This window comes from Serratia sp. Tan611 (assembly GCF_905188235.1).
Classification (GTDB): domain Bacteria; phylum Pseudomonadota; class Gammaproteobacteria; order Enterobacterales; family Enterobacteriaceae; genus Serratia_B; species Serratia_B rhizosphaerae.
On record NZ_LR994655.1, the window covers coordinates 2,677,629 to 2,695,064 of the forward strand.

Consider the following 17,436-nt stretch of genomic DNA (forward strand, 5'->3'; position numbering starts at 1 on the left):
TCGGCAGGCAAAAAGTAACGCCGGGATCCGGCAGGAATTAATCGTTCTGCACTTTGGTCAATACCGCTTCACCAGTGCCGCGATTAAAAGAGAGATAAAAAACCGCGCCGCCATGTCGTTCCTGCTGCGACCAAACCTCATTAGCGCCAAGTCGCCGCTTATCCAGAGCGTAACCCAAGCCCCGCAGATAAATCCTGAGCGGCTCGATGTCAGAGGCACGTTGAAAAATAATAGCGTTTGATGGTGCATGCCCGTCGCCGGGCTGCGAGACAAAAACGTAATCCGCTGAAATACGCGGCGCTTGCGCGATCTCTTTATCCGTCAGGATGCGATAGGTAAAAAAGTCGTTTTCCGTGTATTCAGTCACCTCATTAACGCCTGATGCAACGACATAGATAAACACACCACTAAGAAGAAGCACGCCCATCAGCGTCAAACTGCCCCACTTCAACAACGTTCTCACGGTTACCTCACTCCTTTGAATTCAAATGATGTTCCATTGCCCGTAAGAACGTTGACAGTCCCGGACGTAAAGTCATCCCACGGACGCATCCACGTCATAAAATGTGGAAGATTTACCTTGTACGGTTGGCGCCTGACACAAGGGTCGCTTGGATCAGGAAAAAGTATCGGTAGAAAACCGCTATTTTTATGGGAGCCGATAGAGCCGTAATAATCCCATCGACGCACAGCCGCAGTATAACTCACGGGCCTGACTCGATAATCATATCGGCCAGGAATCATATAACGATAAAATCCAAACAGGTTAGAAACGAGATCTTCACCACTATAGCCGCTGTCTGTATACCACGAAAAAACACGCTGGCTTTGTAAGTTTTCAAAGAAAAACGATGTATTCAACATCATCGCCAACATAATACGGTTAACATCACTACCGCTGCGCCCTCACTTGATCTGCCACCGTGAAAATTTCCCGATACCCAACCGGCTCCCAAATCTGGCAATACGCATATCTTGGCGATACATCACGGTATAAAAATCTTTCCCGCTATTCTCACCCGCCAAGAACTGGCGTTTCAGGGCAATGATATCATCACCGCGAGCGTGCCCCATATCAAGCCACCCTAAGACCTCGGTATAAACAAGCCCGCTTGTCAGCCATTCAAATTTCGCTCCATCCTGTATATCCCGTCGAGTACTCATAACCTACATCCTTTCAGGTTAACATATTGATTTTTATTAATATTTATCACATGCACGCTGGAAAATCTGCAGATTATTTTAAGGGTATAAACAGAAAAAGATGTGACCTAGGTCTAGAGTAAATTTACAGTGAATAGCCCCGATGACACTTTTGAATGCGTGACCCACTCCATGTTAGTAAAAAGCTATCAGACCATAACTCAGCTCTATAGATGATAGCGTCGAGGGCACGTTAGAAGGGATGTGTGGTGAGTATGTAACGTGAATCAATATCGCCTTGGCGCTGCGCTCTAAGGAGATATGAAAACGGGAGGGATAAATGTTCCCTCCCGGTAAGTCTGGCTTTACAGCCTGTTTCAATCAACAGATTGAAACAGGTGAGCGAACACCCGAGTGTTGATCCTGCGGTAAGTCGTTAATTTTACGCCCTACTTCACCGGCAGTTTGATGTCCTTGAACATCGCCTCGATCTCTTCATTCGAGCGCAGCGCCACCGCGGTGTCCACTACGTCGCGCGTCAGATGCGGCGCAAAGCGCTGGATAAAGTCGTACATATAGCTGCGCAGGAAGGTGCTGCGGCGGAAACCGATTTTGGTGGTGCTGTAGGTGAACACATCGCGGGCGTCGACGGTCACCAGATCCGGATCCTGCACCGGGTCGACCGCCATGCTGGCAATCACTCCCACCCCTAGCCCCAGGCGGACGTAGGTTTTGATCACGTCGGCATCGGTAGCCGTGAACACGATACGCGGCGTCAGCCCGGCGCGGTTAAAGGCGGTATCCAGCTCTGAACGACCGGTAAAGCCGAAGGTGTAGGTCACTATCGGATATTCAGCCAGCTCTTCAATGGTGATATGGCTTTTGCCGGCTAACGGATGATCGGGTTTCACCACCACCGCGCGGTTCCAGTGGTAGCACGGCAGCATAATCAGATCGTCGTACAGATGCAGCGCCTCGGTGGCGATAGCGAAGTCGGCGGTGCCTTTGGACACCGCTTCGGCGATCTGCGTCGGCGACCCCTGATGCATATGCAATGAGACGCGCGGATAACGTTCGATAAAGCCTTTGATCACGTTAGGCAGCGCATAGCGCGCCTGCGTATGGGTGGTGGCGACGTACAGGGAGCCTTTATCCGGATAAGTATGTTCGCCGGCAACCGCTTTGATTGCCTCGACCTTGGACAGCACCTCGCGCGCGATGCGGATAATCTCCTGGCCTGCCGGCGTCACCTGCGTCAGGTGTTTGCCGCTGCGGGCGAAGATCTGAATACCCAGTTCATCCTCCAGCATACGCACCTGTTTGCTGATGCCAGGCTGAGAGGTATAAAGCCCTTCCGCTGTCGATGACACATTCAGGTTGTGATTAACCACTTCCACAATGTAACGAAGCTGCTGCAATTTCATATCTTATACCATCCTAGGTTAAACACTGCGGCCAGGCCGCATTCAGGTATATCGGTGTTTCCCGGTATGCTGAAAAGTTGGTGAGCCATAACACAGTGTTAACCCAGATGCTGCAGAAAACGCCGTTGTTAATAAGCTTTAATCATAAATACATATTTTTATATAACCACTATATCACGCCATAGCTTCAAGTATAGATCCACGTCACACTATGATAACGATTATTTCGCATTACTATCAATGCGCAACGCCGGTCCACGGTGATTAAAACGCACCAGAATGGCCGATTTCCCCGGGCACGGGCATAAAAAAACCAGCCGCCCGGGCTGGTTTTTTAAGATTGCTGCCGTCAGCAACGATTACTTTTTGGTTTCAACCCATTTGCCATCCACGAAGAATGCGGTCCAGCCGGTGGCCTTGCCCTCTTTCTCCGAAGAGACGTACTGCTGCTTGGTCTTACGGCTGAAGCGCACCAGCGTTTTGTTGCCTTCCGGATCGGCCACCGGCGCATCGGCCAGGTAACGCAGTTTTTCCGGCAGACGGTCCTTAAAGCGCTGCAGTTCTTCCACCAACGGCGCACGGGTTTCGCGCGATTTAGGGAACGTATTGGCCGCCAGGAACACGCCGGCCGCGCCGTCACGCAACACAAAATAGGCGTCCGACTTGGCGCATGGCAATTCCGGCAACGGCACCGGATCTTCCTTCGGTGGCGCGACTTCACCGCTGCGCAGGATTTTACGCGTGTTCTTACAGTTTTCGTTGGTGCAGCCCATGTATTTACCGAAGCGCCCCATTTTCAGGTGCATTTCGGAACCACACTTCTCACACTCAACCACTGGGCCGTCATAGCCTTTCAGGCGGAACTCGCCCTCTTCAATCTCGTAACCGTCACAGGCCGGGTTGTTGCCGCACACGTGCAGTTTGCGCTGGTTATCGATCAGGTAGCTGTCCATCGCGGTGCCGCACTTCTGGCAGCGACGGCGCGCGCGCAAGGCGTTGGTTTCCGCATCGTCCCCTTCCAGTATGTTAAGCACTTCGGCTTCCGGCACCAGGTTGATGGTGGTTTTGCAACGCTCTTTCGGCGGCAGCGCATAGCCGGAACAGCCGAGGAACACCCCGGTGCTGGCGGTGCGAATGCCCATCTGGCGGCCGCAGGTCGGACAGTCGATGCTGGTCAGCACCATCTGGTTCGGGCGCATCCCGCCTTCTTCCGGGGCTTTTTCCGCCGTTTCCAGCTGTTCGCTGAACTCGGCAAAGAACTCGTCCAGCACCGCTTTCCACTCCGCGTGGTTGTTCGCCACCTGGTCGAGGCCATCTTCCATGCGGGCGGTGAAATCGTAGTTCATCAGCTCACGGAAGTTCTCTTCCAGCCGGTCGGTGACGATTTCGCCCATTTTTTCCGCATAGAAACGGCGGTTTTCCACCCGCACGTAGCCGCGATCCTGAATGGTGGAGATGATCGAGGCATAGGTGGAAGGACGGCCGATGCCGCGTTTTTCCAGCTCTTTCACCAGCGATGCTTCGCTGTAGCGCGCAGGCGGCTTGGTAAAGTGCTGGCTCGGGATCAACTGCTGCAGATCCAGCTCGCTGCCGATGTCGACAAACGGCAGAGTGCGATCTTCGTCGCCCTTGCGCAACGCCGGCATCACCTTGGTCCAACCGTCGAAACGCAGCGTGCGGCCTTTGGCGCGCAGCTGGTAATCACCGGCTTTTACCGTCAGCGTGGTGGAATCGTACTGCGCCGGCGTCATCTGACAGGCGACAAACTGACGCCAGATCAGCTGATACAGTTTTTGCGCATCCGCTTCCATATCTTTCAGCTGTTCGGCCACCACGTTCACGTCCGAAGGACGAATCGCTTCGTGCGCTTCCTGAGAATTCTCTTTGCTGCTGTACTGATTCGGCGCTTTCGGCAGGTATTTCTCACCGAAGCTGTCGCCGATATAACCCCGCACCATATTGAGCGCATCCTGGCTCAGGTTGGTGGAGTCGGTACGCATATAGGTAATGTGGCCCGCTTCATACAGACGCTGCGCCATCATCATGGTTTTCTTCACGCCGAAGCTCAGACGCGTACTGGCCGCCTGTTGCAGCGTGGAGGTAATAAACGGCGCGCCCGGCTTGCTGCTGGTCGGTTTGTCTTCACGATCCTGCACCGTGTAGCGCGCTTTCTCCAGCAACGCCACCGCCGCGTAGGTCTGGTCGCGGTTTACCGGTTTGAACGGTTTGCCGTGCGCATGGGTCACTTCCATCTGCAGCGCGGTTTCACCCTGCGCCAGCAGGTCGGCGCGCAGTTCCCAGTACTCTTCCGGCACGAAGGCTTTGATATCACGCTCGCGCTCCACCACCAGGCGGACGGCCACCGACTGTACGCGGCCGGCGGACAGGCCGCGGGCAATTTTCTTCCACAGCAGCGGCGAGACCATATAGCCCACAACGCGGTCCATAAAGCGACGCGCCTGCTGGGCGTTAACCCGGTCAATATTCAGTTCGCCCGGCTCGCTGAACGCCTGCTGAATGGCGTTTTTGGTGATTTCGTTAAACACCACGCGGCTGAAGCGCTGATCATCGCCGCCGATCACTTCCCGCAGGTGCCAGGCAATGGCTTCCCCTTCGCGGTCCAAGTCGGTTGCGAGATAAATGTGGTCGGCGTTTTCCGCTAACGATTTTAACTCTGCGACAACTTTTTCTTTACCAGGCAGGATTTCATAATGCGCTTTCCAGCCGTGATAAGGATCGACGCCCATTCGGTTTACCAGCGCCGTCGTTGCGTCTTTTTTAACTTTTTTCTTGGCCTTGGTTTTGTCTTCGCTTGAGTCAGCGCTCTTTTTGCTGGCTGAGCCACTGGTCGGCAAATCACGGATATGACCGACGCTGGACTTCACCACGTAGTCATTACCCAAATATTTATTAATAGTTTTGGCTTTTGCCGGGGACTCAACTATTACAAGAGCTTTACCCATATTTACCTTTACCTAATTTATTTCTTCTGAAAAGAAGTCTTTTATCTCGCCGTGCCGCGGCAATTCACATCTCTTTTTTATATTGCGGCAGTCTGGCCGGAGATCAACATGTTTTTTTCCGTTGGCTGCTTAACTGCTCAACCTGAACGCAAGTTGCTGATCGCCCCCGCCTTTCAGCCATGCTCCAGAGGTATGGCCGTCTATGGCTCGCCGTTGGCGTAAACAAAAATTTCCACCTGAGGCCGCAAAATCCCACACTGTACCTGATAAAAAGCGCCACGCAACCTAATTAGCACGGAAAACGCTTTTTCGCCAACTTCTATAGCCTGCCAGCCGTCCGGACGGCGGCTAAACCTTAGTTTATTTGCGGATAAACGGAAAGCGGCGCTAGTATATGCGCAGTAAAGATATCCGGAGTGCAATAAATGAACAATAATACTTCACCGATTAACCGTGAGACGTTACTCAAAGAAGCAAATAACATCATCCGTCAGCATGAGGATTATCTCCACGGCATGGTCGCCACCGATGTCGAACAAAAAAACGGCGTGCTGGTATTTCGCGGCGAATTCTTTTTAGACCCGGACGGTTTGCCTACGGCAAAAACCACGGCGGTATTTAATATGTTTAAACATCTCGCCCACCGACTTTCGGAAAAATACCACTTGGTCGATTGAGCGACGGATAAAAAACGGGAGCCAAAGCCCCCGTGCCAGAGTTCGGCTTACAGCAGCGGCTTTTCTCCACGCTGCCACCAGCGCAGCAGCAGACGATCGGCGCTTTCCGCCGCGCTGCCGGTAAAGCGGTCGATCAGCCGTTTGTGGCGGGTATAGCGCACCCCGATCACCTCATGGGTTTCCATTTCGGCAATCAGCAGGTCATCGCTGGTGCCCACCGCGTCGACCAGCCCTTTTTCCCGGGCCTGCGTGCCGAGCCAGTGCTCACCGGTCGCCACGCTGTCGATATCCAGCGAAGGACGTTGCTGATGGACGAACTGCTTGAACAGCAGATGGGTTTCATTCAGCTCCTCGCGGAACTTCTCACGCCCTTCGTCGGTGTTTTCACCAAACAGCGTCAGCGTACGTTTGAACTGGCCGGCGGTGTGCAACTCGACGTCCACATTGTTCTTTTTCAGCAGGCGGTGGAAGTTGGGGATCTGCGCCACCACGCCGATGGAGCCAATGATGGCAAACGGCGCCGCCACAATGCGATCCGCCACGCAGGCCATCATATAACCGCCGCTGGCGGCGACCTTGTCCACCGCCACCGTCAGGCGGATGCCGCCGTTGCGCAGGCGTTCCAACTGCGAAGCGGCCAGGCCGTAACCGTGTACCACGCCGCCAGGGCTTTCCAGACGCAGCAGCACTTCGTCCTGCGCCGTCGCCACCGCCAGCACGGCAGAGACCTCTTCGCGCAGTGAAGAGACTTCATGCGCGTCCATGCTGCCCTTGAAATCCAGCACGTAGAGACAAGGCTTACCCGCCTCCACCGCGCCCGCCTTCGCCCGCTGCTTTTTGAGCTTATCGTCGGCCTTGGTCTGCTTCTTAAACTGCTTGTTCCAGATTTTTTGCTCTGCCGCATCCATCCGCGCCAGACGCATATCGCGCTGCATATCGCGGTATTGTTCGCCGAGATCGGTCAGCCGCAGCTCCCCTTTTTGCTGGCTCTTGCGATGTCCCAGACTTACCGCCAGCAGCGCCAGCGCGGCGATAGCGATCGCCACCGTGGCGACCTTGGCCAAAAACAGGCCGTAAACAGATATAAACTCCACAGATTCCGCCTTGATAACAGGTTGTTAGTTGTCTTCGTTCATTCTAGCCAACTGTTCCCCCGGCTGTCGCGGCAAATTCCCCTTCCTGGAATACGCTACGCATCGGATGAGCGTTTTCACCCGGGCGGCACGCTGGGATTGTTCCGTTTTTGTTACAAAAGAATGCCGTTTCGCCCGCCTTATCATTGAAAATGCGATCCGTTTCAGGCATATAACACGCATTATTTATCAATGTGATCATCGCATTCGCTGCGGGGCCAGCGCGACCGTCGAACCGACACGCCCGCCGCCGGCCTCCCACACCCACTGCATTTCCCCGAAAACGGTGGAAATTGCCCGTCACAGCGCGAGGAATTATTGTGCATTACAACCCTAAACACGATCTGCTGGAGCAACGCATCATTCTGGTTACCGGCGCAGGCGACGGCATCGGCCGCGAAGCCGCATTAACCTATGCGCGTTTCGGCGCACAGCTGGTGCTACTGGGCCGCACCGAAAGCAAACTGTTGGCTGTTCGCGACGAAATTGCCGCCCAAGGCGGCGCGCCGGCGCTGACCGTCACGCTGGATCTGCTGCATGCCACGCAGGAGCAATGCCGCCAGGTCGCCGCCGACCTGACGGATCAGCTGCCGCGTCTGGACGGCGTACTGCATAACGCCGGCCTGTTGGGTGATATCGTGCCAATGGCCGAGATCGATATGGCAATGTGGCACGATGTGATGCAGGTCAACGTCAACGCCACCTTTATGCTGACCCAGGCGCTGCTGCCGCTGCTGTTAAAATCCCCTGCCGGCTCGCTGATCTTTACCACCTCCAGCGTTGGCCGCATGGGACGCGCCGGCTGGGGCGCTTATGCCGTCTCCAAATTCGCCACCGAAGGCATGATGCAGGTGCTGGCGGAAGAGTATAAAAGCCGCCATCTGCGGGTAAACTGCATCAATCCGGGCGGAACGCGCACCAGTATGCGCGCCGCCGCCTTCCCGCATGAAGACAAAAACAAGCTGAAAACCCCGGCGGATATCATGCCGCTGTACCTGTATCTGATGGGTGATGACAGCCGCCGTAAAACCGGCATGAGCTTTGACGCCCAGCCCAACCGCAAACCCGGCGCCGCCGAATAGGGAGAATGCCTTATGGCTGAAGATCGCCACCAGCAGCGTCAGCAGCGGTTAAAAGAGCAGGTCGACGCGCGTATTGCCGCCGCGCAGGAAAGCCGGGGGTTACTGTTGGTATTCACCGGCAACGGGAAAGGGAAAACCACCGCGGCGTTCGGCACGGTCACCCGCGCGGTAGGCCACGGCATGCAGGCCGGCGTCATTCAGTTTATCAAGGGCGAATGGCCCAACGGTGAAAAGAATCTGCTGCAGCAGCATGGCGTGGAGTTTCAGGTGATGGCTACCGGCTTTACCTGGGAGACGCAAAGTAAAGAGAGCGATACGGCGGCCTGTCAGGCGGTCTGGCAGCACGGTAAACGCATGCTGGCCGATGCGTCGCTGGATGTGGTGCTGTTGGATGAGCTGACCTATATGGTCGCATACGGCTATCTGGAACTGGAAGCGGTAATGACGGCGCTGGCGCAGCGCCCGGCCCATCAGACGGTGATAATTACCGGCCGCGGCTGCCATCGTGATTTACTGGAACTGGCGGATACGGTGACGGAGATGCGACCGGTGAAACATGCGTTTGACGCCGGCATCAAAGCCCAACAGGGCATCGACTGGTAATCATCCTCCGCGTAGCCGTCGATTGGCGGTTACGCAGGGCTGCGGATTAGCTGCGTTTACGCGTCGGCTTAGCGGCAGATTTAGCGCCCGCCGGCTTGCCGCCGCCGTTGCCACGGCGTCCTGGAGAGACCTGGCTGTGACGCTTCACCGCACGGCGAATCTGGTTGGCCTTCACGCGGCGACGCTCACGCTCGACCGGCAGCTTACTGACCGTTTCCGGCTTCAGCTCCACCAGTTCGCGCAGGTAGTTGATCGATGACAGATCCAGTTCAGCCCAGCCGCCGCGCGGCAGGCCTTTCGGCAGATCGATATCACCATAACGCACGCGGATCAAACGGCTGACCTGTACGCCGACCGCCTCCCATAAGCGACGCACTTCGCGGTTGCGTCCTTCGGTCAGCGTTACGTTGTACCACTGGTTCAAGCCTTCCCCGCCCTGGAACTTGATGGTGCGGAACGCCGCCGGGCCATCTTCCAGCTGTACGCCACGGCTCAGCTGTTTCACCTTGTCGTCGTCAATCTGACCGAATACGCGCACGGCATACTCACGTTCAACTTCACGGCTCGGGTGCATCAGACGGTTGGCCAGTTCACCGTCGGTAGTGAACAGCAGCAGCCCCGAAGTATTCACATCCAGACGGCCCACGGCCACCCAGCGCGAACCACGCAGTTTCGGCAGACGATCGAACACCGTCGGGCGCCCTTCCGGATCGCTGCGGGTGCAGAGCTCGCCTTCCGGTTTGTAATAAGCCAGTACGCGGCACACCGCCTCTTCCGACTCTTTTACCGACACCACATGGCCGTCAATACGGATTTTCATCGCCGGATTCACTTCCACGCGATCGCCCAGCGTCGCCACTTTACCGTCGACGCTGACGCGTCCGGCTTCAATCATGCCTTCAATTTCACGACGCGAACCGTGACCGGCACGCGCTAAAACTTTCTGTAATTTTTCGCTCATGGAGCAACCTCTTGCGTCGCCTTCACAGGCGTCTGCGTATACTATACGTTCAATCAGTTACGGCAATCGGCGCCATAACCCTATAATCTTGCACACTTTTTGGCACGCTGCATGGCACACGCGGCACCACACCAGCTACCACGCATCATTCAACGTGGCCGCACATTCTACACAAATTTTAGAATTAATGATTCTAAAAAGAATGTTCGTTTTTCACCCAGCGCTGACAGCCTGAAATAAGCCTAATAACGCATAAGCACGTTTCTACGCACACCATGCGCATGACGCCAGCGCAAAGCATGTGGAATGACGGTGTACCGCCAGGAATTATCAGTAACCGCCTCGGCCACAACACAGGCGTTACTTTATGCTAGCCAGATATCACCAGGGATCAGGTGCCAAGGGTAAACGCTGAGAATCTTACAAAGTGGGGAATACGGCATCAGCCGCAAGACAGGGCCGGCGAGCGCCAGCCCTCTGACAACATTAGTGACGCTCGCAAGGATAAGCGGCTGCCAGCGCCAGCATAATCACCGACGGCGCCGAATAGTGCAGTTGTTCAGGATGGTCGTTGAGGTATTGCATCACCGCGTCGGACGCCGTGCCGACGCTCATTCCGGCATCCGGGCAGATGTTGCGGTTGCCCTGCATCGAATAAGTATCGAATACCCCGGCGACATAGCCCATGAACATACCGCCGTTCAACGCCTCGGCGACGGTCGCCACGCCGTTTTTATTCTTCACATAGCCGTCACTTTCCGCTAACAGCGCGCTGCCAGAATAAAAACCGGCGTTCGCCGCCGAAGAAACCAGTAAGGAAGCGACCAGTAAAGTCTGTTTTATCATTGTTACGCGCCCTGCCATTACTTATTATTTTGTTATCGTAGAATAGCGGTTTTCGCCACGTTTGCGGTCGCGAAAGCCGATTTTCAGAATTTCTATAGAGTTATCAGCGGAACGGCGACGGGTCGCCGGCCCCCTCGCGCATCACTTCCGGCGCGGCCTCAGTCAGGTCTACCACCGTGGTCGGCTGCTGCCCCAGGAAGCCGCCGTGGATCACCAGATCGACCTGTTTACCCAGGTGATCGCTAATCTCTTCCGGGTCGGATTCGGCAAAATCATTGCCCGGCAGCATCAGCGTGGTCGACATCATCGGTTCATTGAGCGCTTCCAGCAGCGCCAGCGCAATCGGGTTGGAGGGTACGCGCAGGCCGATAGTTTTACGCTTGTCGTTCATCAGGCGACGCGGCACTTCTTTGGTCGCCTTGAGGATAAAGGTGTAATGCCCCGGCGTATTATTCTTGATCAGGCGGAATGCCGTGTTATCCACGTAGGCATAGGTCGACAGCTCCGACAAGTCGCGGCACATCAGCGTAAAGTTATGGTGGCCGTCCAGTTGACGGATACGGCAGATACGCTCCATGGCCGATTTCTCTTCCAGCCGGCACCCCAGCGCATAACCGGAGTCGGTCGGATACACGATCACCCCGCCTTTACGCAGCACATCAACCGCCTGATTGATTAAACGCGGTTGCGGGTTGTCCGGGTGAATATAAAAAAGCTGGCTCATCTGTTACTCCTAAAAGTGCTGCACGCGGACGCCGCCGCCCGCACTCATGCCTGATGCGTCAGGCTAACCAATCATTGCCGCGCCAGCGGCCAGTCACGCCACACCGGCTCTACGCCGCCGGGCAGCCACAGTTTGCGTCCCAGTTCAATCCAGGCGCAGGGTTGGTGAAAATCTGAGCCCTGCGACGCCAGCAGCTGAAAATCCTGGGCATATTGCGCCAGCTGCGTACGTTCATTCGGCGCCTGCTGACACTGGGCAACTTCCATCGCATCGCCGCCGTGTTCGGCAAAATACGCCAGCAGGCGTTTTAGCCATTTTGCCGTCAGATCATAACGACCGGGATGCGCGACAACCGCCTGTCCGCCGGATTGATGAATCACATCAATGGCTTGTTCTATTGTACACCACCGTGGCGGAACGTAGCCGGTTTTCCCCTTGGCCAGATATTTTTTAAACACCTGGGCGATATTGTCGGCGACGCCGACCTGCACCAGGTAACGGGCAAAATGTCCGCGCGTTACCGCCCCGCCGTCGGCCAGCCGCTGTGCGCCTTCAAAGGCGCCTTCGATACGCGCTTTGGCCAAACGGACGCCAATTTCCTGCGCGCGCTGCTGCCGCCGTTCAATCTGATCCGCCAACAGCTGCACCATCGCCGGATGTGCCGGATCGATGCCCAGACCGACGATATGGATCTCGTGATTTTCCCACAGGGTGGAGATCTCCACGCCGTTGACCAGCCGCAGCGGCAGCGCCTGCTGCTCGATGGCCGCCGCCGCCGCCGCCAGGCCATCGGTGGTGTCGTGGTCGGTAATCGCCAGTACGCCGACGCGCATCTCCGCCGCACGCTGTACCAGTTGTGCTGGCGTGCAAGACCCGTCTGAAGCGGTAGTGTGGCTGTGGAGATCGTACAGGGTAAAGGCGGAGGATGGAGCAGTGGTGTCAGTCAAAAGAAATATCCTGCAATGGCTTAGCTTTTTATCATAACCGCTAATGCCGTCCGGACGGAAATCTATTCTCCGGCCCCGACGATGCGTTGGATGAAAATAATTCACGACGCTGATAAAAACATTGCTGATTAAAAGTATTGACATCGCAGCCATGAACCAGTTAACTAGTACACAAGTTCACGGCAATCCCCGTGTTGGATGATAATTAGCGAGAGCGCGATAATGAGCAAACAAACTTCTCTTCTTCGTTGGTGGCGTACCTCCCTTTCGCGGGCGGTGTAATCACGCATACCTGTCATCCGACAATGCAGATTCTCCAGGCCCGCAGTAATGCGGGCTTTTTTATGGGCAAAATTTAACGGGAAGTACAGTCAATGAGCAAACCACAACTGACATTACTCAAGGCGCAAGCCGACTACCGGGGCGACCCCACCACCCTGTTCCACCAACTGTGCGGCGCCCAGCCGGCCACACTGCTGCTGGAGTCGGCGGAAATTGAAAGCAAACAGAACCTGCAAAGCCTGCTGGTGATCGATAGCGCACTGCGCATTACCGCGCTGGGGCGTCAGGTCAGCCTGCAGGCGCTGAGCGCCAACGGCGCCGCGCTGCTGCCGCTGCTGGATGAGGCGCTGCCGGCCGAGGTGCAGATTGCCGTACGCCCCAATGGCCGTGAGCTGACCTTCCCGCAGATTGATGCAGTGCAGGATGAAGATGCGCGTCTGCGTTCGCTGTCGGTATTCGATGCGCTGCGCACGCTGCTGAAGCTGGTCGACTCCCCGGCCGACGAGCGCGAGGCAATGATGCTGGGCGGGCTGTTCGCTTACGACCTGGTGGCCGGTTTTGAAGAGCTGCCGCAGCTGCGTCAGGACCAGCGCTGCCCGGATTTCTGCTTCTATCTGGCGGAAACACTGCTGGTGCTGGACCACCAGCGCGGCGTCGCCCGCCTGCAGGCCAGCGTGTTTACCGGCGACGATGCGGAGCAGCAGCGTTTGCAACAGCGTCTGCAACAGATACAGCAGCAGCTGAAGCAAACGCCGCAGCCGATTCCCCACCAGACGCTGGAAAACATGCAGCTAAGCTGCAACCAGAGCGATGAGCAATATGGCGCGGCGGTCAGCGAACTGCAGCAGGCGATCCGCCACGGAGAAATCTTCCAGGTGGTGCCGTCACGCCGCTTCTCCCTGCCTTGCCCGACGCCGCTGGCGGCCTACCAGACGCTGAAGGACAACAACCCCAGCCCGTATATGTTCTTTATGCAGGACAACGATTTCACGCTGTTCGGCGCATCGCCGGAAAGCGCACTGAAATATGACGCCGGCAACCGGCAGATTGAAATCTATCCAATTGCCGGCACCCGCCCGCGCGGCCGCCGAGCCGACGGCTCCCTGGATCGGGACCTCGACAGCCGCATTGAACTGGAGATGCGCACCGACCATAAAGAGCTGGCGGAGCACCTGATGCTGGTCGATCTGGCGCGTAACGACCTGGCGCGCATCTGTCAGGCCGGCAGCCGCTACGTGGCCGATCTGACCAAAGTGGACCGCTACTCCTTCGTGATGCATCTGGTGTCACGCGTGGTTGGTACGCTGCGTCAGGATCTGGACGTGCTGCATGCCTATCAGGCCTGCATGAATATGGGCACGCTGAGCGGCGCGCCGAAGGTGCGCGCCATGCAGCTGATCGCCGCCAGCGAAGGCAGCCGCCGCGGCAGCTACGGCGGTGCCGTGGGCTATTTCACCGCCACCGGCGATCTGGATACCTGCATCGTGATTCGTTCCGCCTATGTGGAGGACGGCATCGCCACCGTGCAGGCCGGTGCCGGCGTAGTGCTCGACTCTGTCCCGCAGGCGGAAGCCGACGAAACCCGCAATAAAGCACGCGCCGTGCTGCGCGCCATCGCCACCGCGCATCATGCCAAGGAGGTGTTCTGATGGCCGATATCTTACTGCTCGACAACATCGACTCTTTTACCTACAACCTGGTGGATCAGCTGCGCGCCAGCGGTCATCAGGTGGTGATCTACCGCAACCAGATTGCCGCCGAAGTGATTATTGAACGGCTGAGCCAGCTGGAACAGCCGGTGCTGATGCTGTCGCCGGGGCCTGGCGCACCGGCCGACGCCGGCTGTATGCCGGAGCTGCTGCAGCGTCTGCGCGGCCGGCTGCCGATTATCGGCATCTGTCTGGGGCATCAGGCGATTGTGGAAGCCTACGGCGGCCACGTCGGCCAGGCCGGCGAAATCCTGCACGGTAAGGCCTCGGCCATTCGCCACGACGATGACGCAATGTTCGCCGGCATGGCGAACCCGCTGCCGGTCGCGCGCTACCATTCTCTGGTGGGCAGCAACATCCCCGCCGCCCTGACGGTGAACGCCCGCTTTGGCGACATGGTGATGGCGGTGCGGCACGATGACGATCGCGTCTGCGGCTTCCAATTTCATCCGGAATCGATTTTAACCACGCACGGCGCGCGCCTGCTGGAACAAACGCTGGCCTGGGCATTGGCTCAGCCGCCAAAGGGGGCAGAATAATGCAGCCTATTCTTGAAAAACTGTACCGCGCCGAGTCGCTGAGCCAGCAGGAAAGCCAGCAGCTGTTCAGCGCCATCGTGCGCGGCGAACTGGAAGCCAGTCAGCTGGCCGCCGCGTTAATCAGCATGAAAGTACGCGGCGAGCGGCCGGCGGAAATTGCCGGCGCGGCCAAGGCGCTGCTGGCGGATGCTCAACCGTTCCCTCGCCCGGACTACCTGTTCGCCGATATCGTCGGCACCGGCGGTGACGGCACCAACAGCATCAATATTTCCACCGCCAGCGCCTTTGTCGCAGCGGCCTGCGGCGCCCGGGTGGCCAAACACGGCAACCGCAGCGTCTCCAGCCGTTCTGGATCTTCCGACCTGCTGGCGGCCTTCGGCATCCGTCTGGATCTGCCGGCCGAACAGGCGCGTCAGGCGCTGGACGATTTGGGCGTCTGTTTTCTGTTCGCCCCGCAGTACCACACAGGGTTCCGCCATGCGATGCCGGTACGTCAGCAGTTGAAAACCCGCACGGTGTTCAACGTGCTGGGGCCGCTGATTAACCCGGCGAGACCGCCGCTGGCATTGATTGGCGTTTACAGCCCCGAACTGGTGCTGCCGATCGCCGAAACGTTGCGGGTGCTGGGCTATCAGCGCGCCGCCGTGGTACACGGCGGCGGCATGGACGAGGTGGCGATCCACACCAGCACGCAGGTGGCGGAGCTGAACAACGGCGATATCACCACCTATACCCTGACGCCGGAGTCATTCGGCCTGCCGAGCTACCCGCTGGAAGCGCTGCTGGGTGGGACGCCGGAAGAAAACCGTGACATTCTTGCGCGGTTGTTACAAGGTAAAGGCGAGCCTGCTCACGCCGCAGCAGTGGCGGCTAACGTCGCGTTACTGCTGAAATTATTCGGACAGGAAGACCTGCGCCAAAACGCGCAGCAGGCATTAGCGATGATTGACAGCGGCCAAGCCTATGAGCGAGTAACCGCGTTGGCAGCAAGAGGATAAATGATGCAGGAAACCGTGCTCAACAAGATTGTTCGTGATAAAGCGCTCTGGGTCGCAGCACGACAGCAACAACAGCCGCTGGCCAGCTTTCAGAACGAACTGGTCCCCAGCGAACGCAGTTTTTACCATGCCCTGCAGGGCGCCAGAACGGCGTTTATTCTCGAATGTAAGAAAGCCTCGCCTTCCAAGGGGCTGATTCGGGAAGATTTCAATCCGGCGGAGATTGCCGGCGTCTATAAAGAGTACGCCTCAGCGATTTCCGTGCTGACCGATGAAAAGTATTTCCAGGGCAGTTTTGACTTCCTGCCGCTGGTCAGTAACGCCGTCAGCCAGCCGGTGCTGTGTAAAGACTTTATCATCGACCCTTACCAGATTTACCTGGCGCGCCACTATCAGGCCGACGCCGTTCTGCTGATGCTGTCGGTGCTCAGCGACGAGCAGTACCGACAGCTGGCGGCGGTCGCGCACAGCCTGAAGATGGGCGTACTGACCGAAGTCATCAGCGAAGAAGAGCTGCAGCGGGCGGTTACGCTCGGCGCCAAAGTCGTCGGTATCAATAATCGCGACCTGCGCGATTTGAGCATCGACCTGAACCGCACCCGCACGCTGGCGCCGCAGGTGCCGCACGGCGTCACGGTGATCAGCGAATCCGGCATCAATAACTACGCGCAGATCCGCGAGCTCAGCCGCTTTGCCAACGGTTTCCTGATCGGCAGCGCGCTGATGTCGGAGCCGGATCTGCGTGCGGCGGTGCGTCGCGTGATCCTCGGCGACAATAAAGTCTGCGGCCTGACCCGGCCGCAGGACGCGGCGGCGGCGTATCAGGCCGGCGCCAACTATGGCGGGCTGATTTTTGTCGGCCGTTCACCGCGCTATGTGGATATCAGCCGCGCACGCGAAGTGATCGCCGGCGCGCCGCTGAAGTACGTCGGCGTGTTCTGCGACGCGCAGGTCGACACCGTGGCGCAAACCGTTGAGCGTCTGGGCCTGCGCGCCGTACAGCTGCACGGCGCCGAAGACCAGGATTATATCAGCGCCCTGCGCGCCCGCCTGCCCGCCGACTGCCAGATCTGGAAGGCCCTGAGCGTTAAAACGCAGGTGCCGGCGCGCGATCTGCAGCACGTCGACCGCTATCTGTTGGATAACGGCGCCGGCGGCACCGGACAGCGCTTCGACTGGAGCGTACTGCACGCCGAGCCGCTGGATAACGTGCTGCTGGCCGGCGGCCTGAGCGCCGATAACTGTATTGAGGCCGCACAGCTCGGCTGCGCCGGTCTGGATTTCAATTCCGGGGTGGAAAGCGAGCCCGGCATTAAAGACGCGCAGCGTCTGAGCGCCGTCTTCCAGACGCTGCGCGCTTACTGAACGGCAGACATTTTTAACGAATTAACGCATAGGACGGGAA

General features: G+C 57.5%; 13 protein-coding genes, 2 pseudogenes and 1 other annotated feature. Of the genes and pseudogenes, 6 read left to right on the forward strand and 9 right to left on the reverse strand.

The features are described 5' to 3' along the window. Window positions 1-37: 37 nt before the first annotated feature. The 4 genes and pseudogenes from TAN611_RS12615 to topA all read right to left on the reverse strand — a co-directional run bounded on the left by TAN611_RS12615 (window position 38) and on the right by topA (window position 5,530). Window positions 38-463, reverse strand: a complete 426-nt coding sequence (locus TAN611_RS12615; protein WP_105231311.1) for a hypothetical protein — start codon at window positions 461-463, stop codon at window positions 38-40. Between the two features lie 2 nt (window positions 464-465). Then, window positions 466-1,164, reverse strand: a pseudogene (locus TAN611_RS12620) (hypothetical protein). 428 nt (window positions 1,165-1,592) lie between these two features. Beyond that, a complete protein-coding gene (gene cysB / locus TAN611_RS12625) occupies window positions 1,593-2,567 on the reverse strand; it encodes an HTH-type transcriptional regulator CysB (RefSeq protein WP_015672511.1) in 975 nt (324 codons plus the stop codon). Window positions 2,568-2,926: 359 nt separating this feature from the next. Continuing rightward, on the reverse strand, window positions 2,927-5,530 hold the full coding sequence (gene topA, locus TAN611_RS12630) for a type I DNA topoisomerase (RefSeq protein ID WP_203066527.1): 2,604 nt from the start codon (window positions 5,528-5,530) through the stop codon (window positions 2,927-2,929). A gap of 425 nt (window positions 5,531-5,955) precedes the next feature. Here topA and TAN611_RS12635 point away from each other — a divergent pair, with 425 nt between their 5' ends. After that, a complete protein-coding gene (locus tag TAN611_RS12635) occupies window positions 5,956-6,207 on the forward strand; it encodes a YciN family protein (RefSeq protein WP_105231313.1) in 252 nt (83 codons plus the stop codon). A gap of 47 nt (window positions 6,208-6,254) precedes the next feature. On the opposite strand, the gene sohB is transcribed toward TAN611_RS12635, so the two are convergent. Continuing rightward, on the reverse strand, window positions 6,255-7,301 hold the full coding sequence (sohB, locus tag TAN611_RS12640; RefSeq protein ID WP_105231314.1) for a protease SohB: 1,047 nt from the start codon (window positions 7,299-7,301) through the stop codon (window positions 6,255-6,257). 359 nt (window positions 7,302-7,660) lie between these two features. Between sohB and TAN611_RS12645 the strand changes: the two genes are divergently transcribed. Both TAN611_RS12645 and cobO read left to right on the forward strand, forming a co-directional pair. Beyond that, window positions 7,661-8,422, forward strand: a complete 762-nt coding sequence (locus tag TAN611_RS12645) for a YciK family oxidoreductase (RefSeq protein WP_105231315.1) — start codon at window positions 7,661-7,663, stop codon at window positions 8,420-8,422. Window positions 8,423-8,434: 12 nt separating this feature from the next. Next, a complete protein-coding gene (gene cobO / locus TAN611_RS12650) occupies window positions 8,435-9,025 on the forward strand; it encodes a cob(I)yrinic acid a,c-diamide adenosyltransferase (protein ID WP_111736997.1) in 591 nt (196 codons plus the stop codon). 46 nt (window positions 9,026-9,071) lie between these two features. Here cobO and rluB read toward each other — a convergent pair whose 3' ends face one another. The 4 genes from rluB to TAN611_RS12670 form a co-directional block, all read right to left on the reverse strand. Continuing rightward, on the reverse strand, window positions 9,072-9,986 hold the full coding sequence (rluB, locus tag TAN611_RS12655) for a 23S rRNA pseudouridine(2605) synthase RluB (protein ID WP_105231317.1): 915 nt from the start codon (window positions 9,984-9,986) through the stop codon (window positions 9,072-9,074). Window positions 9,987-10,472: 486 nt separating this feature from the next. Then, on the reverse strand, window positions 10,473-10,832 hold the full coding sequence (locus TAN611_RS12660; protein WP_105231318.1) for a Rap1a/Tai family immunity protein: 360 nt from the start codon (window positions 10,830-10,832) through the stop codon (window positions 10,473-10,475). 103 nt (window positions 10,833-10,935) lie between these two features. Continuing rightward, the gene (locus tag TAN611_RS12665; protein ID WP_111736995.1) at window positions 10,936-11,556 is read right to left on the reverse strand and encodes an L-threonylcarbamoyladenylate synthase; all 621 of its coding nucleotides are present in this window, start codon (window positions 11,554-11,556) and stop codon (window positions 10,936-10,938) included. A 71-nt stretch (window positions 11,557-11,627) separates the two neighbouring features. After that, window positions 11,628-12,503 (reverse strand): PHP domain-containing protein, encoded by an 876-nt coding sequence (locus TAN611_RS12670; RefSeq protein ID WP_203066528.1) that lies wholly within the window; start codon window positions 12,501-12,503, stop codon window positions 11,628-11,630. A gap of 243 nt (window positions 12,504-12,746) precedes the next feature. Further along, window positions 12,747-12,849 (forward strand) — a sequence feature (Trp leader region). 28 nt (window positions 12,850-12,877) lie between these two features. Here TAN611_RS12670 and TAN611_RS12675 point away from each other — a divergent pair. The 3 genes and pseudogenes from TAN611_RS12675 (at window position 12,878) to trpCF (ending at window position 17,396) form a co-directional block, all read left to right on the forward strand. Next, on the forward strand, window positions 12,878-14,434 hold the full coding sequence (locus TAN611_RS12675) for an anthranilate synthase component 1 (RefSeq protein ID WP_203066529.1): 1,557 nt from the start codon (window positions 12,878-12,880) through the stop codon (window positions 14,432-14,434). After that, a pseudogene (gene trpD / locus TAN611_RS23525) lies at window positions 14,434-16,031 on the forward strand (bifunctional anthranilate synthase glutamate amidotransferase component TrpG/anthranilate phosphoribosyltransferase TrpD). Before TAN611_RS12675 ends, trpD begins: the two are co-directional and overlap by 1 nt. Window positions 16,032-16,034: 3 nt before the next feature. Then, window positions 16,035-17,396, forward strand: coding sequence for a bifunctional indole-3-glycerol-phosphate synthase TrpC/phosphoribosylanthranilate isomerase TrpF (gene trpCF / locus TAN611_RS12690; protein WP_172606339.1), 1,362 nt, complete (start codon window positions 16,035-16,037; stop codon window positions 17,394-17,396). The last annotated feature ends 40 nt before the right edge of the window (window positions 17,397-17,436 follow it).

Excerpts from the sequence above, each read along its gene's own strand:
- cysB (WP_015672511.1), bottom strand. The coding sequence starts at position 2,567 with ATGAAATTGCAGCAGCTTCGTTACATTGTGGAAGTGGTTAATCACAAC.
- topA (WP_203066527.1), bottom strand. The coding sequence starts at position 5,530 with ATGGGTAAAGCTCTTGTAATAGTTGAGTCCCCGGCAAAAGCCAAAACT.
- TAN611_RS12635 (WP_105231313.1), top strand. The coding sequence starts at position 5,956 with ATGAACAATAATACTTCACCGATTAACCGTGAGACGTTACTCAAAGAA.
- cobO (WP_111736997.1), top strand. The coding sequence starts at position 8,435 with ATGGCTGAAGATCGCCACCAGCAGCGTCAGCAGCGGTTAAAAGAGCAG.
- rluB (WP_105231317.1), bottom strand. The coding sequence starts at position 9,986 with ATGAGCGAAAAATTACAGAAAGTTTTAGCGCGTGCCGGTCACGGTTCG.
- TAN611_RS12660 (WP_105231318.1), bottom strand. The coding sequence starts at position 10,832 with ATGATAAAACAGACTTTACTGGTCGCTTCCTTACTGGTTTCTTCGGCG.
- TAN611_RS12665 (WP_111736995.1), bottom strand. The coding sequence starts at position 11,556 with ATGAGCCAGCTTTTTTATATTCACCCGGACAACCCGCAACCGCGTTTA.
- TAN611_RS12675 (WP_203066529.1), top strand. The coding sequence starts at position 12,878 with ATGAGCAAACCACAACTGACATTACTCAAGGCGCAAGCCGACTACCGG.
- trpCF (WP_172606339.1), top strand. The coding sequence starts at position 16,035 with ATGCAGGAAACCGTGCTCAACAAGATTGTTCGTGATAAAGCGCTCTGG.